General features: G+C 66.7%; 21 protein-coding genes and 1 pseudogene. 17 read left to right on the forward strand and 5 right to left on the reverse strand.

The window, feature by feature from the left end:
* Positions 1–144: 144 nt before the first annotated feature.
* The 11 genes from AC0693_RS18710 to AC0693_RS18760 all read left to right on the forward strand — a co-directional run bounded on the left by AC0693_RS18710 (position 145) and on the right by AC0693_RS18760 (position 6,612).
* On the forward strand, positions 145–333 hold the full coding sequence (locus tag AC0693_RS18710) for a hypothetical protein (protein WP_478741358.1): 189 nt from the start codon (positions 145–147) through the stop codon (positions 331–333).
* A gap of 2 nt (positions 334–335) precedes the next feature.
* Positions 336–506 (forward strand): hypothetical protein, encoded by a 171-nt coding sequence (locus AC0693_RS18715; RefSeq protein WP_478741360.1) that lies wholly within the window; start codon positions 336–338, stop codon positions 504–506.
* An 85-nt stretch (positions 507–591) separates the two neighbouring features.
* The gene (locus AC0693_RS18720; protein WP_478741361.1) at positions 592–1,365 is read left to right on the forward strand and encodes a C40 family peptidase; all 774 of its coding nucleotides are present in this window, start codon (positions 592–594) and stop codon (positions 1,363–1,365) included.
* Positions 1,366–1,429: 64 nt separating this feature from the next.
* On the forward strand, positions 1,430–2,101 hold the full coding sequence (locus AC0693_RS18725; RefSeq protein ID WP_478802339.1) for an aggregation-promoting factor C-terminal-like domain-containing protein: 672 nt from the start codon (positions 1,430–1,432) through the stop codon (positions 2,099–2,101).
* 15 nt (positions 2,102–2,116) lie between these two features.
* Positions 2,117–2,608 (forward strand): hypothetical protein, encoded by a 492-nt coding sequence (locus AC0693_RS18730; protein WP_478741363.1) that lies wholly within the window; start codon positions 2,117–2,119, stop codon positions 2,606–2,608.
* Positions 2,608–2,949: a thermonuclease family protein gene (locus tag AC0693_RS18735; protein WP_478741365.1), complete on the forward strand. Its 342-nt coding sequence runs from the start codon at positions 2,608–2,610 to the stop codon at positions 2,947–2,949. Before AC0693_RS18730 ends, AC0693_RS18735 begins: the two co-directional genes overlap by 1 nt.
* Positions 2,950–2,978: 29 nt before the next feature.
* A complete protein-coding gene (locus AC0693_RS18740; RefSeq protein ID WP_478802340.1) occupies positions 2,979–3,356 on the forward strand; it encodes a hypothetical protein in 378 nt (125 codons plus the stop codon).
* 171 nt (positions 3,357–3,527) lie between these two features.
* Positions 3,528–4,502: a hypothetical protein gene (locus AC0693_RS18745; RefSeq protein WP_478741368.1), complete on the forward strand. Its 975-nt coding sequence runs from the start codon at positions 3,528–3,530 to the stop codon at positions 4,500–4,502.
* Entirely contained in the window at positions 4,499–4,981 is a 483-nt protein-coding gene (locus tag AC0693_RS18750; protein ID WP_478741370.1) for a hypothetical protein, read from the forward strand. Before AC0693_RS18745 ends, AC0693_RS18750 begins: the two co-directional genes overlap by 4 nt.
* Positions 4,982–4,990: 9 nt before the next feature.
* Positions 4,991–6,469 (forward strand): hypothetical protein, encoded by a 1,479-nt coding sequence (locus AC0693_RS18755; RefSeq protein ID WP_478741371.1) that lies wholly within the window; start codon positions 4,991–4,993, stop codon positions 6,467–6,469.
* A complete protein-coding gene (locus AC0693_RS18760; RefSeq protein WP_478741373.1) occupies positions 6,466–6,612 on the forward strand; it encodes a hypothetical protein in 147 nt (48 codons plus the stop codon). Before AC0693_RS18755 ends, AC0693_RS18760 begins: the two co-directional genes overlap by 4 nt.
* Here AC0693_RS18760 and AC0693_RS18765 read toward each other — a convergent pair whose 3' ends face one another.
* The 3 genes from AC0693_RS18765 to AC0693_RS18775 form a co-directional block, all read right to left on the reverse strand.
* Positions 6,613–7,020 carry a hypothetical protein gene (locus tag AC0693_RS18765; protein ID WP_478741375.1) on the reverse strand — a complete coding sequence of 136 codons (408 nt, stop codon included), beginning with the start codon at positions 7,018–7,020 and terminating at the stop codon, positions 6,613–6,615. It abuts the gene before it with no gap.
* The gene (locus tag AC0693_RS18770) at positions 7,017–7,445 is read right to left on the reverse strand and encodes a hypothetical protein (RefSeq protein WP_478741376.1); all 429 of its coding nucleotides are present in this window, start codon (positions 7,443–7,445) and stop codon (positions 7,017–7,019) included. The genes AC0693_RS18765 and AC0693_RS18770 overlap by 4 nt, the downstream gene beginning before the upstream one ends.
* A 416-nt stretch (positions 7,446–7,861) precedes the next feature.
* The gene (locus AC0693_RS18775) at positions 7,862–9,496 is read right to left on the reverse strand and encodes a recombinase family protein (RefSeq protein ID WP_478741378.1); all 1,635 of its coding nucleotides are present in this window, start codon (positions 9,494–9,496) and stop codon (positions 7,862–7,864) included.
* A 53-nt stretch (positions 9,497–9,549) separates the two neighbouring features.
* Between AC0693_RS18775 and AC0693_RS18780 the strand changes: the two are divergent.
* The 3 genes and pseudogenes from AC0693_RS18780 to AC0693_RS18790 all read left to right on the forward strand — a co-directional run.
* Positions 9,550–10,143, forward strand: a pseudogene (locus tag AC0693_RS18780) (glycerophosphodiester phosphodiesterase family protein); the annotation flags it as partial.
* Positions 10,144–10,234: 91 nt separating this feature from the next.
* Entirely contained in the window at positions 10,235–10,753 is a 519-nt protein-coding gene (locus AC0693_RS18785; RefSeq protein WP_469320334.1) for an RNA polymerase sigma factor, read from the forward strand.
* Positions 10,754–10,790: 37 nt separating this feature from the next.
* Positions 10,791–11,288 carry a GNAT family N-acetyltransferase gene (locus tag AC0693_RS18790; RefSeq protein WP_356412004.1) on the forward strand — a complete coding sequence of 166 codons (498 nt, stop codon included), beginning with the start codon at positions 10,791–10,793 and terminating at the stop codon, positions 11,286–11,288.
* Between the two features lie 24 nt (positions 11,289–11,312).
* Here the strand turns inward: AC0693_RS18790 and AC0693_RS18795 are convergent, their stop codons facing one another.
* Together AC0693_RS18795 and AC0693_RS18800 are read right to left on the reverse strand one after the other, a co-directional pair.
* A complete protein-coding gene (locus AC0693_RS18795) occupies positions 11,313–11,741 on the reverse strand; it encodes a hypothetical protein (protein WP_469332296.1) in 429 nt (142 codons plus the stop codon).
* Entirely contained in the window at positions 11,734–12,102 is a 369-nt protein-coding gene (locus tag AC0693_RS18800) for a hypothetical protein (RefSeq protein WP_356412010.1), read from the reverse strand. The genes AC0693_RS18795 and AC0693_RS18800 overlap by 8 nt, the downstream gene beginning before the upstream one ends.
* Before the next feature lie 630 nt (positions 12,103–12,732).
* Here AC0693_RS18800 and AC0693_RS18805 point away from each other — a divergent pair.
* The 3 genes from AC0693_RS18805 to AC0693_RS18815 all read left to right on the forward strand — a co-directional run bounded on the left by AC0693_RS18805 (position 12,733) and on the right by AC0693_RS18815 (position 15,432).
* Entirely contained in the window at positions 12,733–13,812 is a 1,080-nt protein-coding gene (locus AC0693_RS18805) for a methionine ABC transporter ATP-binding protein (RefSeq protein WP_478802341.1), read from the forward strand.
* Positions 13,809–14,477 (forward strand): methionine ABC transporter permease, encoded by a 669-nt coding sequence (locus tag AC0693_RS18810; RefSeq protein WP_356412016.1) that lies wholly within the window; start codon positions 13,809–13,811, stop codon positions 14,475–14,477. Before AC0693_RS18805 ends, AC0693_RS18810 begins: the two co-directional genes overlap by 4 nt.
* Positions 14,478–14,571: 94 nt before the next feature.
* On the forward strand, positions 14,572–15,432 hold the full coding sequence (locus AC0693_RS18815; RefSeq protein WP_356412019.1) for a MetQ/NlpA family ABC transporter substrate-binding protein: 861 nt from the start codon (positions 14,572–14,574) through the stop codon (positions 15,430–15,432).
* The last annotated feature ends 28 nt before the right edge of the window (positions 15,433–15,460 follow it).

Raw genomic sequence — 15,460 nt, forward strand, 5'->3', positions numbered from 1 at the left:
ACAGGTGAGCGATGTCCTCGCCTACCTCGGTGCACAGACCCCCGCCCGCTGGACGCCCCCAACACCCGTCGTCCGGCCGCGAGGCGCTGTCAAACGCGAGCCGACCATAGAAGACGTGCTCGGCCTAAGTTACGGAGGCCAGTGATGGCTGAGAAAGAGCCCATGTCCATGTTCGACCGCCGCAGGGCCGGCCACGGGGACAACGTCAAGTTCACGGTGGGAGAGACAGGCACCTTCGCCTCAGCCGAAAACCGGCTCGCCTCCCTGTTCAACGATCGCAGCTCCAGCCTCGGCGGCAAGGCGCTCAAGCTCGGCGGAAAGAGGTCGATGTAGGCATGGGACTCCCTGAACAGCGCCACCTGAACGGCGACCTCGACTACGGCCTCACCGACGGCCGCGAGCGCAAGGACGCTCCAAACTGGGGCGGCCATCGAGACGGCGACTCCGACTGGGAACAGAACTGGGCCGCCTTCCACGGCGGCGCAACCGTCCAGGGCCGCCGCTAACGCCCACACACATCCGCAGAACCACCACGCAGAGCACTCATAAGGCACCACCACCCGGAGCACACAGCTACGGGAGAGCTACACCATGGCAAGCACTGCTGCCGCAATGCTGGCAGAAGCCAACCGCTGGGTTGGCTACAAGGAAGGCCGCTCCAACCACACCGACTTCGGCGAGTGGTACGCCAAGCTGGCCGAGGACTCCAGTTTTGCCTATGCCGCGTGGTGCGATGAATTCGTGTCGTACTGCGCCTACGCCTCGGGCAACGCCGATGTGATCGGCGAATACGCCTACTGCCCCTCGCACGTCAACTTCTTCCGCAACCGCGGCGAGTGGCACGGCCCCAACGAAGCTGTGCAGCCCGGCGACATCATCTTCTTCAGTTGGGACGGAGGTCCGGTCGCCGACCACGTAGGAGTAGCTCGGGCCGCCGCTGCGCCAGGCCAGCCGGTGCCCACCATTGAAGGCAACACCTCCTCGGGCCAGAGCGGCTCACAGAGCAACGGTGACGGCGTCTACCAGCGAAGCCGAGCGCGCTCCACCATCCTCGGCTTCGGCCGGCCCGCCTACGCAGGCGCTCCAACCAGTCCGACTACGCAGCCGGCCTACGCGCCGCCGCCCTTCCCGCGGGGCCTTCGACCCAACAGCGCAGATCCCTCCGCCCGCTCGTTGCAGCGAGCGCTGAAGGCTACAAGCTGGATGGACAAGAGCGTCGCGGAATCCGACAACTACGGTCCGCTGACCCAGCGGGCCGTCGCCGGCTTCAACGCCAAGCACCGGCTGAATGACACCGGCGTCGCCTACGACCCTGCAATTGGCCCCAAGGGCTGGGCACTCCTTTTCACCCTTGCGTACGGATAAAACCAAAGGACCCCACGGCTCTTATGCCGCGGGGTCCGCATGTTACTATTTCCCGAGCGTCTGAATGGCCTGCGAGGAACGTCGGACGGGAATACCCCCAAGTGAGGAATCCCGTGTGACTCGCAGGCCATTGCCGTATATCTCTGCCGCGCTACTTCTGGTACTCATACCGGTTTCGCTGGCATTCCACGACGCCACCGAGAATTTGGGAACATCCGTCTCAGCCGCGGCGCAAACGCCGCCCCCCAAGACAGCCGCGGCCACGACCTCGCCGGCAACCTCTCAGGCGCCAAGCCCTAGCGCCGAAGCCTCTGGAGTTGCGGAGCTGCCAACCCCGCCAGCGTCGGCGCCAGAGGTCGAGGAAAGTCCTGCGGCCGAACCTGAGGCAACGCCCAGCTCCACCCAGCGCAGCGAAGCACCTACGCAGTCGCCCCGATCTCTCCCCGACACCGGGTCGCCCAAGGACTACGCGCGGTCCGTCCTCAGCGCGTCGCAGTACGCCTGCGTCAACAAGCTCTTCACACACGAGAGCGACTGGGATTACCGCGCCACCAACCCGACCTCTGGCGCCTACGGCATCCCCCAGGCATTGCCGGCCTCAAAGATGGCGACGGCAGGAGCGGACTGGCGCACCAACCCAATCACGCAGGTCCGTTGGGGCCTGTCCTACATACAGCAGCGTTACGGCACCCCGTGCAACGCCTGGGCTTTCTGGCAGAACAACCAATGGTACTGAGCAAGGACACAACACATGGCCGACCACATACGCCTCCTGCTGTGCAAGACCTGCGGCTCCATGGAGGAACTGCCTGACTACGAGGGCGATCCCCGCCAGGACTTCCTCCTCGACACGCTCGTCAAGCGCCACCGCGATCCGGATGGCAGCGCGCACGTCGCGCACCCGCTCATGAAGGTCGAGAAGCGCCACTGGGACAGCCCCAGCACCCGCGAGGAGATCATCAAACGAATTCGGGAGAACACCGGACACACCGGCCTTGACCCCGCGTTCTACAACGCCAAGGCCACCTTCCAGGAAGACGCCATGGCCTGCTGGTCCCAGCACAACCGGAGCATCACCTGCTCCGATTTCTGCTCTGACAAGAAGCGACTCACCCCCGACACCGCGGCAGAGCGCAAGGCTGCCGGCCTCCCGAAGTACAAGTCGGCCAAGGACGTCTACCTCTGCCACTTCTGCCCTGTGGCCAACGCCGTACGACGGGCCTCGTTCGAGAAGACGGCTTGATGTACGAGTACAAGGCCGCGGTACTCAAAGTCGTAGACGGCGACACACTCGACATGGAAGTGGACCTCGGCTTCGAGACCATCACCCGCCAACGCATCAGGCTCTCGGGTGTCAACTGTCCGGAGAAGAACACCGAGGCCGGGAAGGCCGCTCAGAAGTTCGTCGTCGATTGGGTGCAGGCACACGGCCCGAACTTCACGCTCACCACCTTCCGCGACAGACGCGAGAAGTACGGGCGCTACCTCGGAACGATCACCGCCACAGGCGCTGGCCCCCTCGATGTCGCCCTCGTCAAGGCTGGCCTCGCCCGACCCTACGACGGCCACGGCCCCCGCACTTGATCACCACATCCACCATCACCAGGAGCACCATGAGCACCATCGACCTGTCCAGCCTCGCCTCCCAGTCCGCAGGCGCCGAGGAAGAGCTGACCAGCGAGCAGCGCGACACGCTCCGCAAGATGGGCGAAGACGCCGGCATCTCCGACCAGGGACAGCTTGTCGAAACTGCCTTCCTTGTCGTCATAACCCCGGACGGCCAGGTCGTCGCCGAGCCCGACGTCACCACACCCGTACGCCTCCGCCGCCGAGCAGGCTTCGACGACTTCCAGCGCGCCGGCCACGTCCTTGTCGACGACGCCCTCGCCATCAAGACTGCAAGCCTGGTCGGGCAGCAGATGGCACAGATCACCTCCGCCATGGTCGAGCAGCAGCGCACACAGGCCCTCGTCAACAGCCTCAAGCTGTAAACAGGCGGCCACGAGGTGGTGTAAAGTAACGCCCGAGTGGGTGCTCGGTCTCGACCGCGTACTCTCTCCTCTCAAGGGAAGGCCCCATGCTTCGGCAAGGGGCCTTCGCCTGTTTCTGGGGTTAAATCTGGACCCCTTTGCATCCCGTATATCGCCGGTAGGATTCGGCATATGGAGACGAATACTTTCTACAGTCGTCTCGGGGAAAACGCTCAGCACGTCATGGAGCCCGCCATCGGCGCCTCCGGCTATTTCTCTAGCCCAGCTGACCACCTTGACCCGAACCTCTTTAATGGCGCCACCGTAATTCCCGAGGTCCGACGCTGGATACTCGACACTCTCTACCAGTTCTGGGACAGTCGATACGCTGCCGCCACCACCTGGGCCGAAGTATGGCTCGCAGGCTCAGGCATCAGCTACCAGTGGGCAGCCGACCGCGGAAACGGAGACCTCGACGTACTCATCGGCGTCGACTTCGCCCAGTTCGCCTGGTACAACCACGACTACGCAGGCCTCACCAACCAAGAGCTCGCAGACCTCTTCGACGAAGAGCTCAAGGCCGAACTCTGGCCCCGGACCGCCTCCGTCGAAATCGGGGACCGACACTACGAGGTCACCTACTACGTCAACCCCAACTCCCGGGACATCCGCAACATCAACCCCTACGCGGCCTACTCCCTCACCAAGGACGAGTGGACCGTCACCCCACCCGAGCTACCCGCCGATCCCCGCGAGCTCTACCCGCAGGAGTTCCGCGACGCCTCCGCCCGGGATGACGCCGAGGCCCACCGCCTCAGCACGACCTACAACGCTCTCAGCGAGCACCTTGCCAACCTCCCCCGCGGAACCGGCCAGTGGATCACCGCCGCCTCCCAACTCCGCACCGTCATAGCCCAAGCCGCCAGCCTCTACGACGACATCCACCTCGGCCGCCGCGCGGCGTTCACCCCCGGAGGCTCCGGCTACGGCGACTACGCCAACTACCGCTGGCAGGCCGCAAAGCAGAGCGGCACAGCAGAGATGCTCCGCACCATCAAGGACGTGGAAGTCACCACCCACAACCAGGTGGAGATCGACCTCTACGGCCAGCCCATCAGCGACGCTCAGGTAGCCCTGCGCAACGCGGCACTGTGGCGGAACCGATGAACGTTCTGCTCGCAGTCGACGGCGTCCTGAAGCGCCCCGAAAGCGACGCCATCATCCCCGCCGGCCAACTTCTCTACCACGGCCTGGCCACCACCCACGCGATCCACCTGGTAGATGACCACGGGACATTCAACGCCAACCGACTCGTCGCCCAGAGCTGGCTGCGCTCCCACGGGCTGACCAAGCACCTGCGGCTGCTCAAGCCCACCACCAGCGACACGGCACTACTCGACACCATCCGCTCCACACGCGCAGACCTCACTGTCGACCTGGTCGTAGTCGCCGACCCCCACAGCGCCGAACAGCTCCTCGCCGCCGGCTACACCGTCTGCCTCTTCGCCCACCCTCGCTACAGCCGGCCCCAATGGAAACCGGACTGGACAGGCGAGCCCCGCGCCTGGGACGGCATCGTCGCCGAAATAGAGAGCCAGGACCAGCACTACGCCAGCGACACCCGGCGCACCGCCGGACCGCTGTAGGAGACACCCTTGAAGCTCTACCTGGCCGGCGCCGAGATACCGGCCTACCGCAGCCTGCTCGAAGCAGAGGGCTACCGCACCGTCTCCCTCTCCTACTGGGGGCTCCGCCGACGCACCAAGTTCACCAAGCCCTTCAACCTCAGCGAGAAGTTCGGGGACCAGGCCGAGATCCTCCTCGACTCCGGCTGTCACTCCGTCAACGCCAAGCCGACAAGCGACATCACCGACGCTGAGCTGAAAGACATCGCCGAGCACTACTACACAGAGATGGTCGAGCCCAACCTCGCCCGCCTCTCCTACGTCGTCGAGTTCGACGCACACCAGCTCGGCGATGAATGGATCACTGACCAGCGCACACGCCTGACTACATACAAGGACAAGGCCGTCGTAGTGTGGCGGCCCGAGACAGGCCGACAGGCCCTCGCAGACCTGTGCAACATCTGGCCGAACGTCGGCATCACGCAGGCCGGCATCGACCGCCTGGACGTAGCTCACCACCTTCCGGGCATCACCAAGAGCACAGGCGTCAAGCTCTTCGGCCTCGGCATGACAAAGACCGCGGCCCTGGAACACGGCTTCTGGTACGCCGCGGCATCCACCTCCTGGATCTCACCGTCCCAGTTCGGGGACACCATCGTCTGGGCCGGCAGAGAGCTCCACCGTTACCCCAAGCGCTACAAGGACCTCGCTCGCACACGCCACAAGAACGCCATCACCGACGCCGGATTCGACGCTGAAGCAGTCCTCGCCGACGACCCCACAGAGGTGCTGCGACTCTCCATCTGGTCCTGGCGCCAGTTTGCCGAGCACATCCAGCCCAGAGGAGTAACTGCCCCAGCTGACCAGCCAAATGAGCCAAACGCGGATCCAACCCCCCACGCAGTTGGTCAACTCCCCGATAAGGCGCGGCACGCAGGAGTAACTCCAGCACCACTCAGGCAGCGCGAGCGACAGCCCCTCCCAGGCCTACAAATAGTCCAGGACACCGCCGACGACGGCACCTCCGGCCGCCCCGTGATCAAGACCGTTGACCCGGGTGTCCGGTCCTGTGACCGCTGCTACCTCGCCGCCCAATGCCCCGCCGCAGACCCCGGAGCAGCCTGCGCGTTCAGCCTCCCGCTGGAGATCCGCACCAAGGACCAACGCGCAGACGTAGCCGCCGCACTCTTGGAAATGCAGGCGGGCCGGGTGTTTAGCCTGCGATTCGCCGAAGAACTGGAGGGCGGATTCCCCTCTCCTGTGCTTTCTGGCGAGATCGACCGATTCAACAAGATGCTCAAGAACGTGTCCGACATGGAAGAGAGCAGCTTCTCCGTGAAGATCACCGCCACCCAAAAAGGCGCCGCTGAGACCGGCCTCATCAGCCGGCTCTTCGGCCGCGAAGAGGGCGAGCAAGCCCGCGCCCTGCCTAACCCGGTGACGGTCGAGCGTACGGCCCTGGAGGCCGGATTCGTTGACGCCGAGGTGATCGAGGACGGCACCGCATGAACGACTGGAGTAACTGGACAGCCATGGAAAACAGCAGCACCGAGGGTCATGTGACCGAGCGCCCCTGCCCACACTGCAAGGGGCGCTGGCCCGAGATGGATTCCTGCGTCGTCTGTGAAGGCGACGGCACTGTGGTGATTTGATCACCAGAGAAGGGCCGGTACTTGCTGATTCAGGTCGGGCTCCGACAGGCTGTCCGCCATTGTCTGGGCGTCCGTGAGACGCTCTTCGACGGCTTCCCACTCGTTGTCATCGAGCCAGGCGATAATTGCCGAGGCAGGCCTGCGTACGTAACGGTCTTCGAGTCGCGCGCCGAACCAAAACTCGATCCTGGCCGCCCTGCCCACAGCGTCCGGGAGGACGGCGAGGCCGACCAAACGCGTTAGGGGATCGGCATCACTAGGCTCAGTGCAGTAGGACCACTCAAGGGCACCGTGACGATCGCCGCCGTTGTTGATCACCTTGTAGGCGGACCGGTCGGGCACCTTTCCGTGCTCCATGCGCGGTCGTACGTAGTCGAGCCAGGACTGAAATGCCTGCTCTCGCGTCATGACAGCACGACCTCCCACTTTGACAGGATGGCTTTGGGCTCGAACCCTCTCAGAAGGATGTACTCGATGCCCAGCCCCCACCAGACAAATCTCGGGCCAGCGACATCCGTCAGTTGGTGTGGGTCCAGAATCAGAGCGAAGGGCCTCTCCACAGTCACGCCCGGAAGTTCCAGGTTGATGATGACCTGGTCGGGTGGGTATGGCGTCGGCGTAGTAAAGATCTCGCGGGTGGTTCCAGCCCGGAAGGTAGAAAGGTCGATGAGGCTGCCGTATCTCAGAAGCACGCGGCCCCCAAGTTCAGCGGCGATCTCTGGCCCGTCCCTGACCTGAAGGTTCTCAGTTGGTGTGTCAGGCGCGGCTATGTTGCGGTGCCCGATCATCTGGGCGTCGATGTTGGTCGCCAGCAGGCTTACGTGGATGGCCATGGAGCACCCCCTTCCTCCATTCCACCCTGGCTGCCGAGTGGGCTGAGCGCATCCTGAGTAGCCATGCAAGGCCCCGGCCAGCCAGCCGGGGCCTTCTGTGCGCACCAGCTCCACCTTGGCTCGCGCAAGAGGCCCCCTCCTACCAGAGGGGGCCTCTTTGCTGCGTCCCGGGTAGTTGACCTTGGACGCACTTGTTGTTTAAGTTGTTCCACAAGTTGAGCAACAAGCCGAGGGTGCCCTCCTCAGCTCGGGCCGGCCTGCCCAGCCGGTGGCTCCCCAGCCCCAACCCAGAGAGCCGCTGACATGACTCACCTGCACAGCGTTCCCAGTGACCCGCCGACCAGCCACGAAGCCGCCTGCTGGAAGGAATTCTGGGAGGTAGTCGGCCACGCCGCCTACCGCATCTGGCGCGAGGATCAACTTGCGGCAACCAGCTCCGACCGCGAACGCTTCGAAGCGGAAGCCGCCTGATCCCACTCCGGACCATCCGGCGGAGCCCACCTCGGGATGATGACGACGAGGTTCCGCGCTGCGCCCTCCGTCTTGTGGATCTCGATCCGGCGTATCACCTTCTTCAAGGCCGCGCGCCGCTCGTGCTCCTCCATCCGCGGCCAGATGCCCAGGATGCCGCTGAAATGCTCAGGCGGCGGAACGATGCGCAAGGTGCCTTCGGCTTCGAGCCGAGCGGCCCGCTGCTCCAGCAGCTTGATCTTTTCGACGAACTCGCCGTTCTTCCGCTCGTAGTCGTCCCTCGACACCAGACCGTCTGTAGTCATCTCAAGCAGGGTGTCCCGCTTTTTCTCCAGCTTCGAGATCTCTCCGCGGATCTTGTCGGCGTTCGCGGACGCCCGCTCCGCCGCGGCAGCCTGAAGCATCGCCGCCTTCCCAGCGCCCTCGCCTGACGCGTGCTCAAGCAACCACTGGAGCACCACCTTCGTCAGCTTCAGCGTCGGGACGGACAGGCCCTTACATCCGCCGCTGGCGTGAACCCTGTCGCACCGGAAGCCACGCTGTTTTTTGTTGATCTGTCCGGCAGTCATGACTGCCCGGCAGGTAGACCCGGATACGTCGGTGCGCATGCATCGCGCCATGGTTGAGAACGCATACTTGGCCTGCGATTCGCGCACGTTTTGGGGGCCTGCGGAGAGCAAACGCTTCTTCTTGTACGCCTCCCACACGGACATCTCGATCAGAGCCTTGTGATCACCCTCGTACCAGGCGTCGAAGGTCTCCGGCTTACTGCTACGACCCTTCACCTCCGGCAGATCGCCGGGACTCTTCACGCGGTAGCGGATTAGGCCGGCAGCGTAGCCAGTGTCCATGACCTGGTACCACTTGGTGGACGTCATCTCCTTGCCGTTGACAGAGCGGATCCCGCGTGCCGCCATGTCTTTGGTGATGGACCGCATAGGTTCGTCTCTGACGAAGCGCTCGAACACCTCGGCGAGTGCCGGGCCGCGCACCGGGTCGACGACCGGGATGCCGTGGCATGTGTCGCAGGAAAGGTAGGCGCGCGTGTTTTCCGGGTTGCGCTTGCAGTCGGGACACCGCTGGTAACCGAATTGCTGTCGGCCGTGGTGGCTCCGGCCGTCCCTCTTTCGTCGGTTGTGTGTGTCTCTCCATACGTCACCGATCATGTTCGACTGGAAGTCCGCGATCAGAAGCATCTGGTCGCGGGAGAACTTGCCAGCCGAAGTCGTGGTGTCGAAGTCCTCGGTCACCGCACGGAGCTGGCCGCCGGCCTGCTCCAGAGCGTGCAGGTGCACGTGGCTCTGGAGAATGTTGCGTCCGAAGCGGCTCCACTTCCAGACCAGGACCAGGCGGGCCTCACCGCTGTTGACGCGCTCGATGATCTCCGAGACCTTGCGTTTGGCGAAGTTTCGGCCACTGAGGTCGAGGTCTTCCACAACATCGACAATGTCAATGTCGTGCATCTTCGCGTACTGCTGGCAGGCGAAGAGTTGCTGTTCTGGGCTGTACATCTCCTCGCGCTTCATGCTCACGCGGATGTACACGATTGCCTTCAGGCGGCTTCTTACTGCGGTACGCACCAAACCCCCAAGTCACAAGGACTTTCATACTAGTAGGTGTTGGTTCACGTTAGGTAGAGACCAAGCACCCCAGCTACTTCCGCGCCCTCGGCCTCGGCCTGGAGGAGCCGCTCGCGAAGCTGCTGCGCCGCTACGGTCGCGACCGGCGGAACTCGGCCGTCTTCCTCCAGTCCTTCGAGCCCTCCAGCATCCAGCGGCTCGCCAAGCTGGTCTCGGCTCCCCGCGTCGTGCTCCTCGGCGCCGCGAACACCCGCCCCTGGGACTTCGAACTGGCCAAGGACCCGCGCACCGTCGCCGACCTGGTCACGCCCGAGGGCCTGAAGTGGATCGCGGGCTACGCGCAGGGCATCGGCCCGACCCTGGACCTGATCGTGCCGCGCGACGCGGCGGGCAAGCTCGGGACGCCGACCACCCTGGTGCGCGACGCCCACGCGCGCGGGCTGGTCCTGCACCCCTATACCGCGCGCAACGAGAACGTCTTCCTGCCCGCCGACTTCCGCAAGGGCACCGACCCGAACGCCTACGGGGACGCCTTCGGCGCCTTCCGCGCCTACTTCGCCCTCGGGATCGACGGGATCTTCTCGGACAACGCCGACACCGCGCTGCTCGCCGCCGAGGACTTCCGCCCGGGACGCCGCCCGCGCTGACCGGCCGTCAACCCGGTGGCGCAATGACTCGTACGAGTGTGCCGCGCCCGGTGGGGAAACCACCGGGCGCGGTCTTCGCGTCCCGCCCGGCATGGACCTGCTCAAGGAACTCGGACCCCTGCTCTCGGCGGAGGCCGCCGCCGAAGCACCGCTCGCCGGGATGGATCCGGCCGATCTCGAACAGGCCGTGTGGGTGCGGCTGCTGGAGCGCGACCCGCGCGGGCCCGCGCCCGCCGAACCGGCCCGCTGGCTGCGCCGCGCCGTGCGGGCCGAAGCGCGGCTCGGCCGCCGCCGCTCGCAGCGCGAAGTCCCGTACGCCCGGCCCGCGGGATCCGCCGCGCAGGCGCCCGGACACGGACCCGAAGGGGAGCTGCTCCACCGGGAGCAGGACCGCGCCGTCCGGTCGGCGGTCGCCCGGCTGCCCGGACGCTGTCCGGAGCTCATGAATGCGTTTCTTTCGCCCAGGGACCTCACCTACCGTGAAATCGCAGGAGAGTTGGGTATCTCACAAGGAAGTTTGGGGCCCGTACGTTCCCGTTGCCTGGGATGTCTGCGCAGAATGCTGGCTGCAGAGGTTGAGGCTCCTGGCCTGCGGGGAAAGGAGCGGTAGACCAACGGGCTACCAGGTGAGCGGGAGGCATGCGCACATGGGCATGAGCGTGACCATTTCGGCGGCGACGGCCGAAGACGCGGAGCAGATCTTCAAGCTCCAGTACCTGTGCTTCCAGCGCGAGGCCGAGCTGTACGGCAACTACCTCATCCAGCCCCTCACGCAGTCCCTCGACTCCCTCAAGGGCGAACTGGCCAGCGACACCGTGCTGGTCGCCCGCCTCGGTGACGAGGTGGTCGGCGCGGTGCGCGGCAGCACCGACGGGGACGGCGCCGGCAAGATCGCCAAGCTCTGCGTCCACCCGCGCCTCCAGGGCCACGGGCTCGGCGCCCGGCTGCTGCGCGGTGTGGAGGAGGCGCTGGCCGACGGCTCCAAAACCTCCCGCTTCCGGCTCTTCACGGGCCGCAAGAGCGAGTCCAACCTGCGGATGTACCGCAAGGCGGGCTACGTCGCGGTCGGCGGCCGCACGGCCTCGGACGGCGTGGAGCTGGTCATGCTGGAGAAGGAGACCGCCGACTACGCGGTCAGCGCCTGACCGGCCCGGGCCCCGCCCCTCCCGTCACTGCCCGCGCTTCGCGCGCAGCCAGAGCATCCCGGTGATCGGCAGGATCACCGGGATGAACAGGTAGCCCATCCCGAACTGCGACCACACCGTCGAGTCGGGGAAGGAATCGGGCCGCACCACGGTCCAGGTCCCCACGGTGATCACGCCGGTCAGCTCGGCGGCGCAGCACAGCCGCGCCGCCTTGCGGGCCGTCTCCCCGCCGCGCACCAGCGAGTACGTGATGAAGGCGTACACCAGCGCGGCCACCGCGCTCAGCGCGTAGGGCAGCGGGGCCCGGTCGAACTCGGTGGAGATCTGGTAGGCCGAGCGCGAGACCGCGCCGACGGTGATCACCCCGTACAGCCAGACGAGCAGCACGCCCGGCCCGGAGACCAGCTTCGTGCGCCCGGCGGCCGTCCCGGCGTTCGCGTTCGTGTCAGGCACCGGTGCCACCCCAGATGTCGTAGAGCCGTACTTCGAGCACCGCGAGGACGACCGCGCCCGCGGCCACCGTCACCGAGCCCCACTTGCTGCGCTCGGTCAGCGAGAGCAGCCCGGCGGCCGGAACCGCCGCGAAGGCCCCGACGAGGTACGCCACGAAGAGCACGGTCCCGTCGTGCGGCTCCGCGCCCCCGCCGAGCTTGACCAGCCCGACCACCAGCTGCGCCAGGACCAGCAGCGTGACCACGGCCATCCCGGCGAAATGCCAGTCCTTGGTCGGCTGGTCCCGCCAGGCGGCGAATCCGCACCAGGCGGCGAGGGCGAGTGCGGCCGCGCCGATGGCGACCGTCAGGGCGTCGAGCATGCTGCGAGGGTATTACGGGTCCGGCGACCCCCTGCGCGCGCCCCGTCCCGGCCCGGCCGCCCCGGACCCCCGGGCCGCGGCGGGGACCGTGGTCTTGACCACAGCGCGGGCCGTCCGGGCGCCGCACCGCGGCGCGCTCGCCACGGCGCCGTCGACGGCGTCGGCGCAGGTCACCGGGCGGGTACCAGGCGGGCATCGGGGTCGCTCCGGGTGGTAGGCGCCGCCGCGCCGCCGCCCGGAAGCATCCGGATGACGGACGATATCCGTCCGCTATCCGGACACCTTTGATCGGTGGAGGGATACGTCTGGTTTACTGGGGCCATGACCACGACGAGCAGCCGCACCCTTGCGACCGAGGCGACGATGACGCCCGGTGCTCGTTGTATGTGTCGAATGCGCGCCTTCTGAGGGCCCCCCTTCCTGAGCCTCGCGCCCCGAAGCGAGACCGGCCGAGTCCGTCCGGACCGTGCCCGCCGTAGCGTCCCCCCGCTGTAGGGCCACCCCGGACACTCCTGCCCCACGCCCGGCGCCGAACCGCCGATTCATCCCGGTTCGTCCCGTATCGCGTCCCCAGACGATTGCCCCGTGCCCGGCCTGCCATGCCGTGCACTCGACAGCGACGGAATTCCTGTGATCACCACATCGGGCCTCACGAAGGTCTACCAGTCCCGTGGCCGCGAGGTCACCGCCCTGGACGGGGTCGACCTCCACGTCCGCGAGGGCGAGGTCTACGGAGTCATCGGCCAGAGCGGCGCCGGGAAGTCCTCCCTCATCCGCTGCGTGAACCTGCTGGAGCGCCCCACCGCCGGCACCGTGAGCGTCGACGGCGTCGACCTCACCGCGCTCGCCGGCCGGGGCCGCCGCGCGGGCAAGGAGCTCCGCGAAGCCCGCAGCCGCATCGGCATGGTCTTCCAGCACTTCAACCTGCTGTCCTCGCGCACCGTGCGGGGCAACGTCGAGCTGCCCCTGGAAATCCTCGGTATCTCCGGCCGCGAGCGCTCCCGCAAGGCCCTCGAACTCCTCGACCTCGTCGGCCTCGCCGACAAGGCCGGGTCCTACCCCGGTCAGCTCTCCGGCGGCCAGAAGCAGCGCGTCGGCATCGCCCGCGCCCTGGCCGGCGACCCCAAGGTGCTGCTCTCCGACGAGGCCACCAGCGCCCTGGACCCCGAGACCACGCGCTCGATCCTCCAGCTGCTGCGCGACCTCAACCGGCAGCTCGGCCTCACCGTGCTGCTCATCACGCACGAGATGGACGTGGTCAAGGCCGTCTGCGACTCCGCGGCCCTGATGAAGCGCGGCCGGATCGTCGAATCCGGCACGGTCTCCGAACTGCTGGCCACCCCCGGCTCCGAACTCGCCGACGAGCTCTTCCCCGTCAGCGGCGTCGCCACCGGCGCCGACCGCACGGTGGTCGACGTCACCTTCCACGGCGAGGAAGCCACCCGGCCGGTCATCTCCCAGCTGTCGCGCACCTACAACATCGACATATCGATCCTGGGGGCGGCGATGGACACCGTCGCCGGCCGCCAGGTCGGCCGGATGCGCATCGAACTCCCCGGCCGCTACGAGGACAACGTCGTCCCGGTCGGCTTCCTGCGCGAGCGGGGCCTCCAGGTCGACGTGGTCGACGCCGGGGAACCCGCGGTCCGGGAAGCGTCCGCCCCCGCCGGCACCGTCCCGGCCCAGCTCGTGAAGGACGGCGCCAAGTGACCTGGTCCGAGATGCAGCCCCTGCTCACCCAGGGCACGTACGACACCCTCTACATGGTCCTGTGGTCCACCCTGGTGACCGTCCTCGGCGGGCTGCCCACCGGCATCCTGCTCGTCCTCACCGACACCGGCGGCCTGCTGCAGAACCGGGTGGTCAACAAGGTCCTCGGGGCGATCGTGAACGTCGGCCGCTCCATGCCCTTCATCATCCTGCTGATCTTCCTGATCCCGGTGACCACCGCCGTCGTAGGCACCTTCATCGGCCCCACCGCGATGATCGTCCCGCTGGCCATCGGCGCCATCCCCTTCTTCGCCCGGCTCGTCGAGACCTCCGTCCGCGGCGTGGACCACGGGCTGGTCGAGGCCGTCGAGTCCATGGGCGGGGGAGTCCCCACCCTCGTCGGCAAGGTGCTCCTGCCGCAGGCACTGCCCTCGCTGGTCGCCGCCGTCACCACCACCGTGATCACCCTGGTCGGCTACTCCGCCATGGCCGGCGCGGTCGGCGGCGAAGGCCTCGGCTCCAAGGCCATCACGTACGGCTTCCAGCGCTTCGAGACCGGCTTCATGGTCGCCACCGTGGTCGTACTGATCGCACTCGTCACGGTGATCCAGCTGCTCGGCGACGGCGTGGTCCGCCTCCTCGCCCGCCGCGGCCGGACAGCCTGACCCGGGGCCCCGGCCCCCATGAACTTCCTTCCCCCACAGCCCGCACTCGTCGTGCTCGGGCGTTGTCCGCACCATCAGGAAAGAGGCACTCTTCGTGCGCAGCTCCATCAAGTCCACCGCCCTCGCCGCCACCACCGCGGCCCTCGCCCTCGGCCTCACCGCCTGCGGCACCTCCTCGGACCCGTCCGCCGCCTCCTCCGGCGGCACGACCGACGAGAGCAAGCCCCTCGTCATCGCGGCCTCCCCGAGCCCGCACGCCGACATCCTGAACTTCGTCAAGGACAAGCTGGCGGCGAAGGAGGGCCTGAAGATCGAGGTCAAGGAGTTCACCGACTACGTCCTGCCCAACACCGCCACCGAGCAGGGCCAGGTCGACGCGAACTTCTTCCAGCACAAGCCGTACCTGGACGACTTCAACAAGAAGAACAGCACCCACATCGTCCCGGTGGTCAACGTCCACCTGGAGCCCCTCGGCCTCTACTCCAAGAAGGCCAAGTCCCTCACGGACATCAAGGCCGGCCAGACCGTGGCCGTCCCGAACGACCCCACCAACGAGGGCCGCGCGCTCCAGCTGCTCGCCGCCAACAAGCTCATCACCCTCAAGGAGGGTGTCGGCACCGCCGCCAAGCTGGCCGACATCACCGACAAGAAGGGCCTGGAGTTCAAGGAGCTGGAGGCCGCCACGGTCCCGCGCGCCCTGAACGACGTCGACGCCGCCGTCATCAACGGCAACTACGCCATCGAGGCGAAGCTGGTGCCCGCCAAGGACGCGCTGGTCCTGGAGAAGGCCGAGGGCAACCCCTACGCCAACCTCCTCGCGGTCAAGGACGGCAAGCAGAACGACCCCCGGATCCAGAAGCTCGCCAAGCTCCTGAACACCGACGAGGTCAAGAAGTTCATCGAGGAGAAGTACCAGGGCTCGGTCATCCCGGCCTTCGGCGCCCCGGCCTCCTGATCCCGGCTCCCGACCGGGGCCTCCCGAC

It is taken from the genome of Streptomyces sp. NPDC043876, from assembly GCF_056435825.1.

Bases quoted from the DNA above. Each gene is read 5' to 3' on its own strand.
- AC0693_RS18710 (WP_478741358.1), top strand. From the start codon at position 145: ATGGCTGAGAAAGAGCCCATGTCCATGTTCGACCGCCGCAGGGCCGGC.
- AC0693_RS18715 (WP_478741360.1), top strand. From the start codon at position 336: ATGGGACTCCCTGAACAGCGCCACCTGAACGGCGACCTCGACTACGGC.
- AC0693_RS18720 (WP_478741361.1), top strand. From the start codon at position 592: ATGGCAAGCACTGCTGCCGCAATGCTGGCAGAAGCCAACCGCTGGGTT.
- AC0693_RS18725 (WP_478802339.1), top strand. From the start codon at position 1,430: ATGGCCTGCGAGGAACGTCGGACGGGAATACCCCCAAGTGAGGAATCC.
- AC0693_RS18730 (WP_478741363.1), top strand. From the start codon at position 2,117: ATGGCCGACCACATACGCCTCCTGCTGTGCAAGACCTGCGGCTCCATG.
- AC0693_RS18735 (WP_478741365.1), top strand. From the start codon at position 2,608: ATGTACGAGTACAAGGCCGCGGTACTCAAAGTCGTAGACGGCGACACA.
- AC0693_RS18740 (WP_478802340.1), top strand. From the start codon at position 2,979: ATGAGCACCATCGACCTGTCCAGCCTCGCCTCCCAGTCCGCAGGCGCC.
- AC0693_RS18745 (WP_478741368.1), top strand. From the start codon at position 3,528: ATGGAGACGAATACTTTCTACAGTCGTCTCGGGGAAAACGCTCAGCAC.
- AC0693_RS18750 (WP_478741370.1), top strand. From the start codon at position 4,499: ATGAACGTTCTGCTCGCAGTCGACGGCGTCCTGAAGCGCCCCGAAAGC.
- AC0693_RS18760 (WP_478741373.1), top strand. From the start codon at position 6,466: ATGAACGACTGGAGTAACTGGACAGCCATGGAAAACAGCAGCACCGAG.
- AC0693_RS18765 (WP_478741375.1), bottom strand. From the start codon at position 7,020: ATGACGCGAGAGCAGGCATTTCAGTCCTGGCTCGACTACGTACGACCG.
- AC0693_RS18770 (WP_478741376.1), bottom strand. From the start codon at position 7,445: ATGGCCATCCACGTAAGCCTGCTGGCGACCAACATCGACGCCCAGATG.
- AC0693_RS18785 (WP_469320334.1), top strand. From the start codon at position 10,235: ATGGACCTGCTCAAGGAACTCGGACCCCTGCTCTCGGCGGAGGCCGCC.
- AC0693_RS18790 (WP_356412004.1), top strand. From the start codon at position 10,791: ATGGGCATGAGCGTGACCATTTCGGCGGCGACGGCCGAAGACGCGGAG.
- AC0693_RS18800 (WP_356412010.1), bottom strand. From the start codon at position 12,102: ATGCTCGACGCCCTGACGGTCGCCATCGGCGCGGCCGCACTCGCCCTC.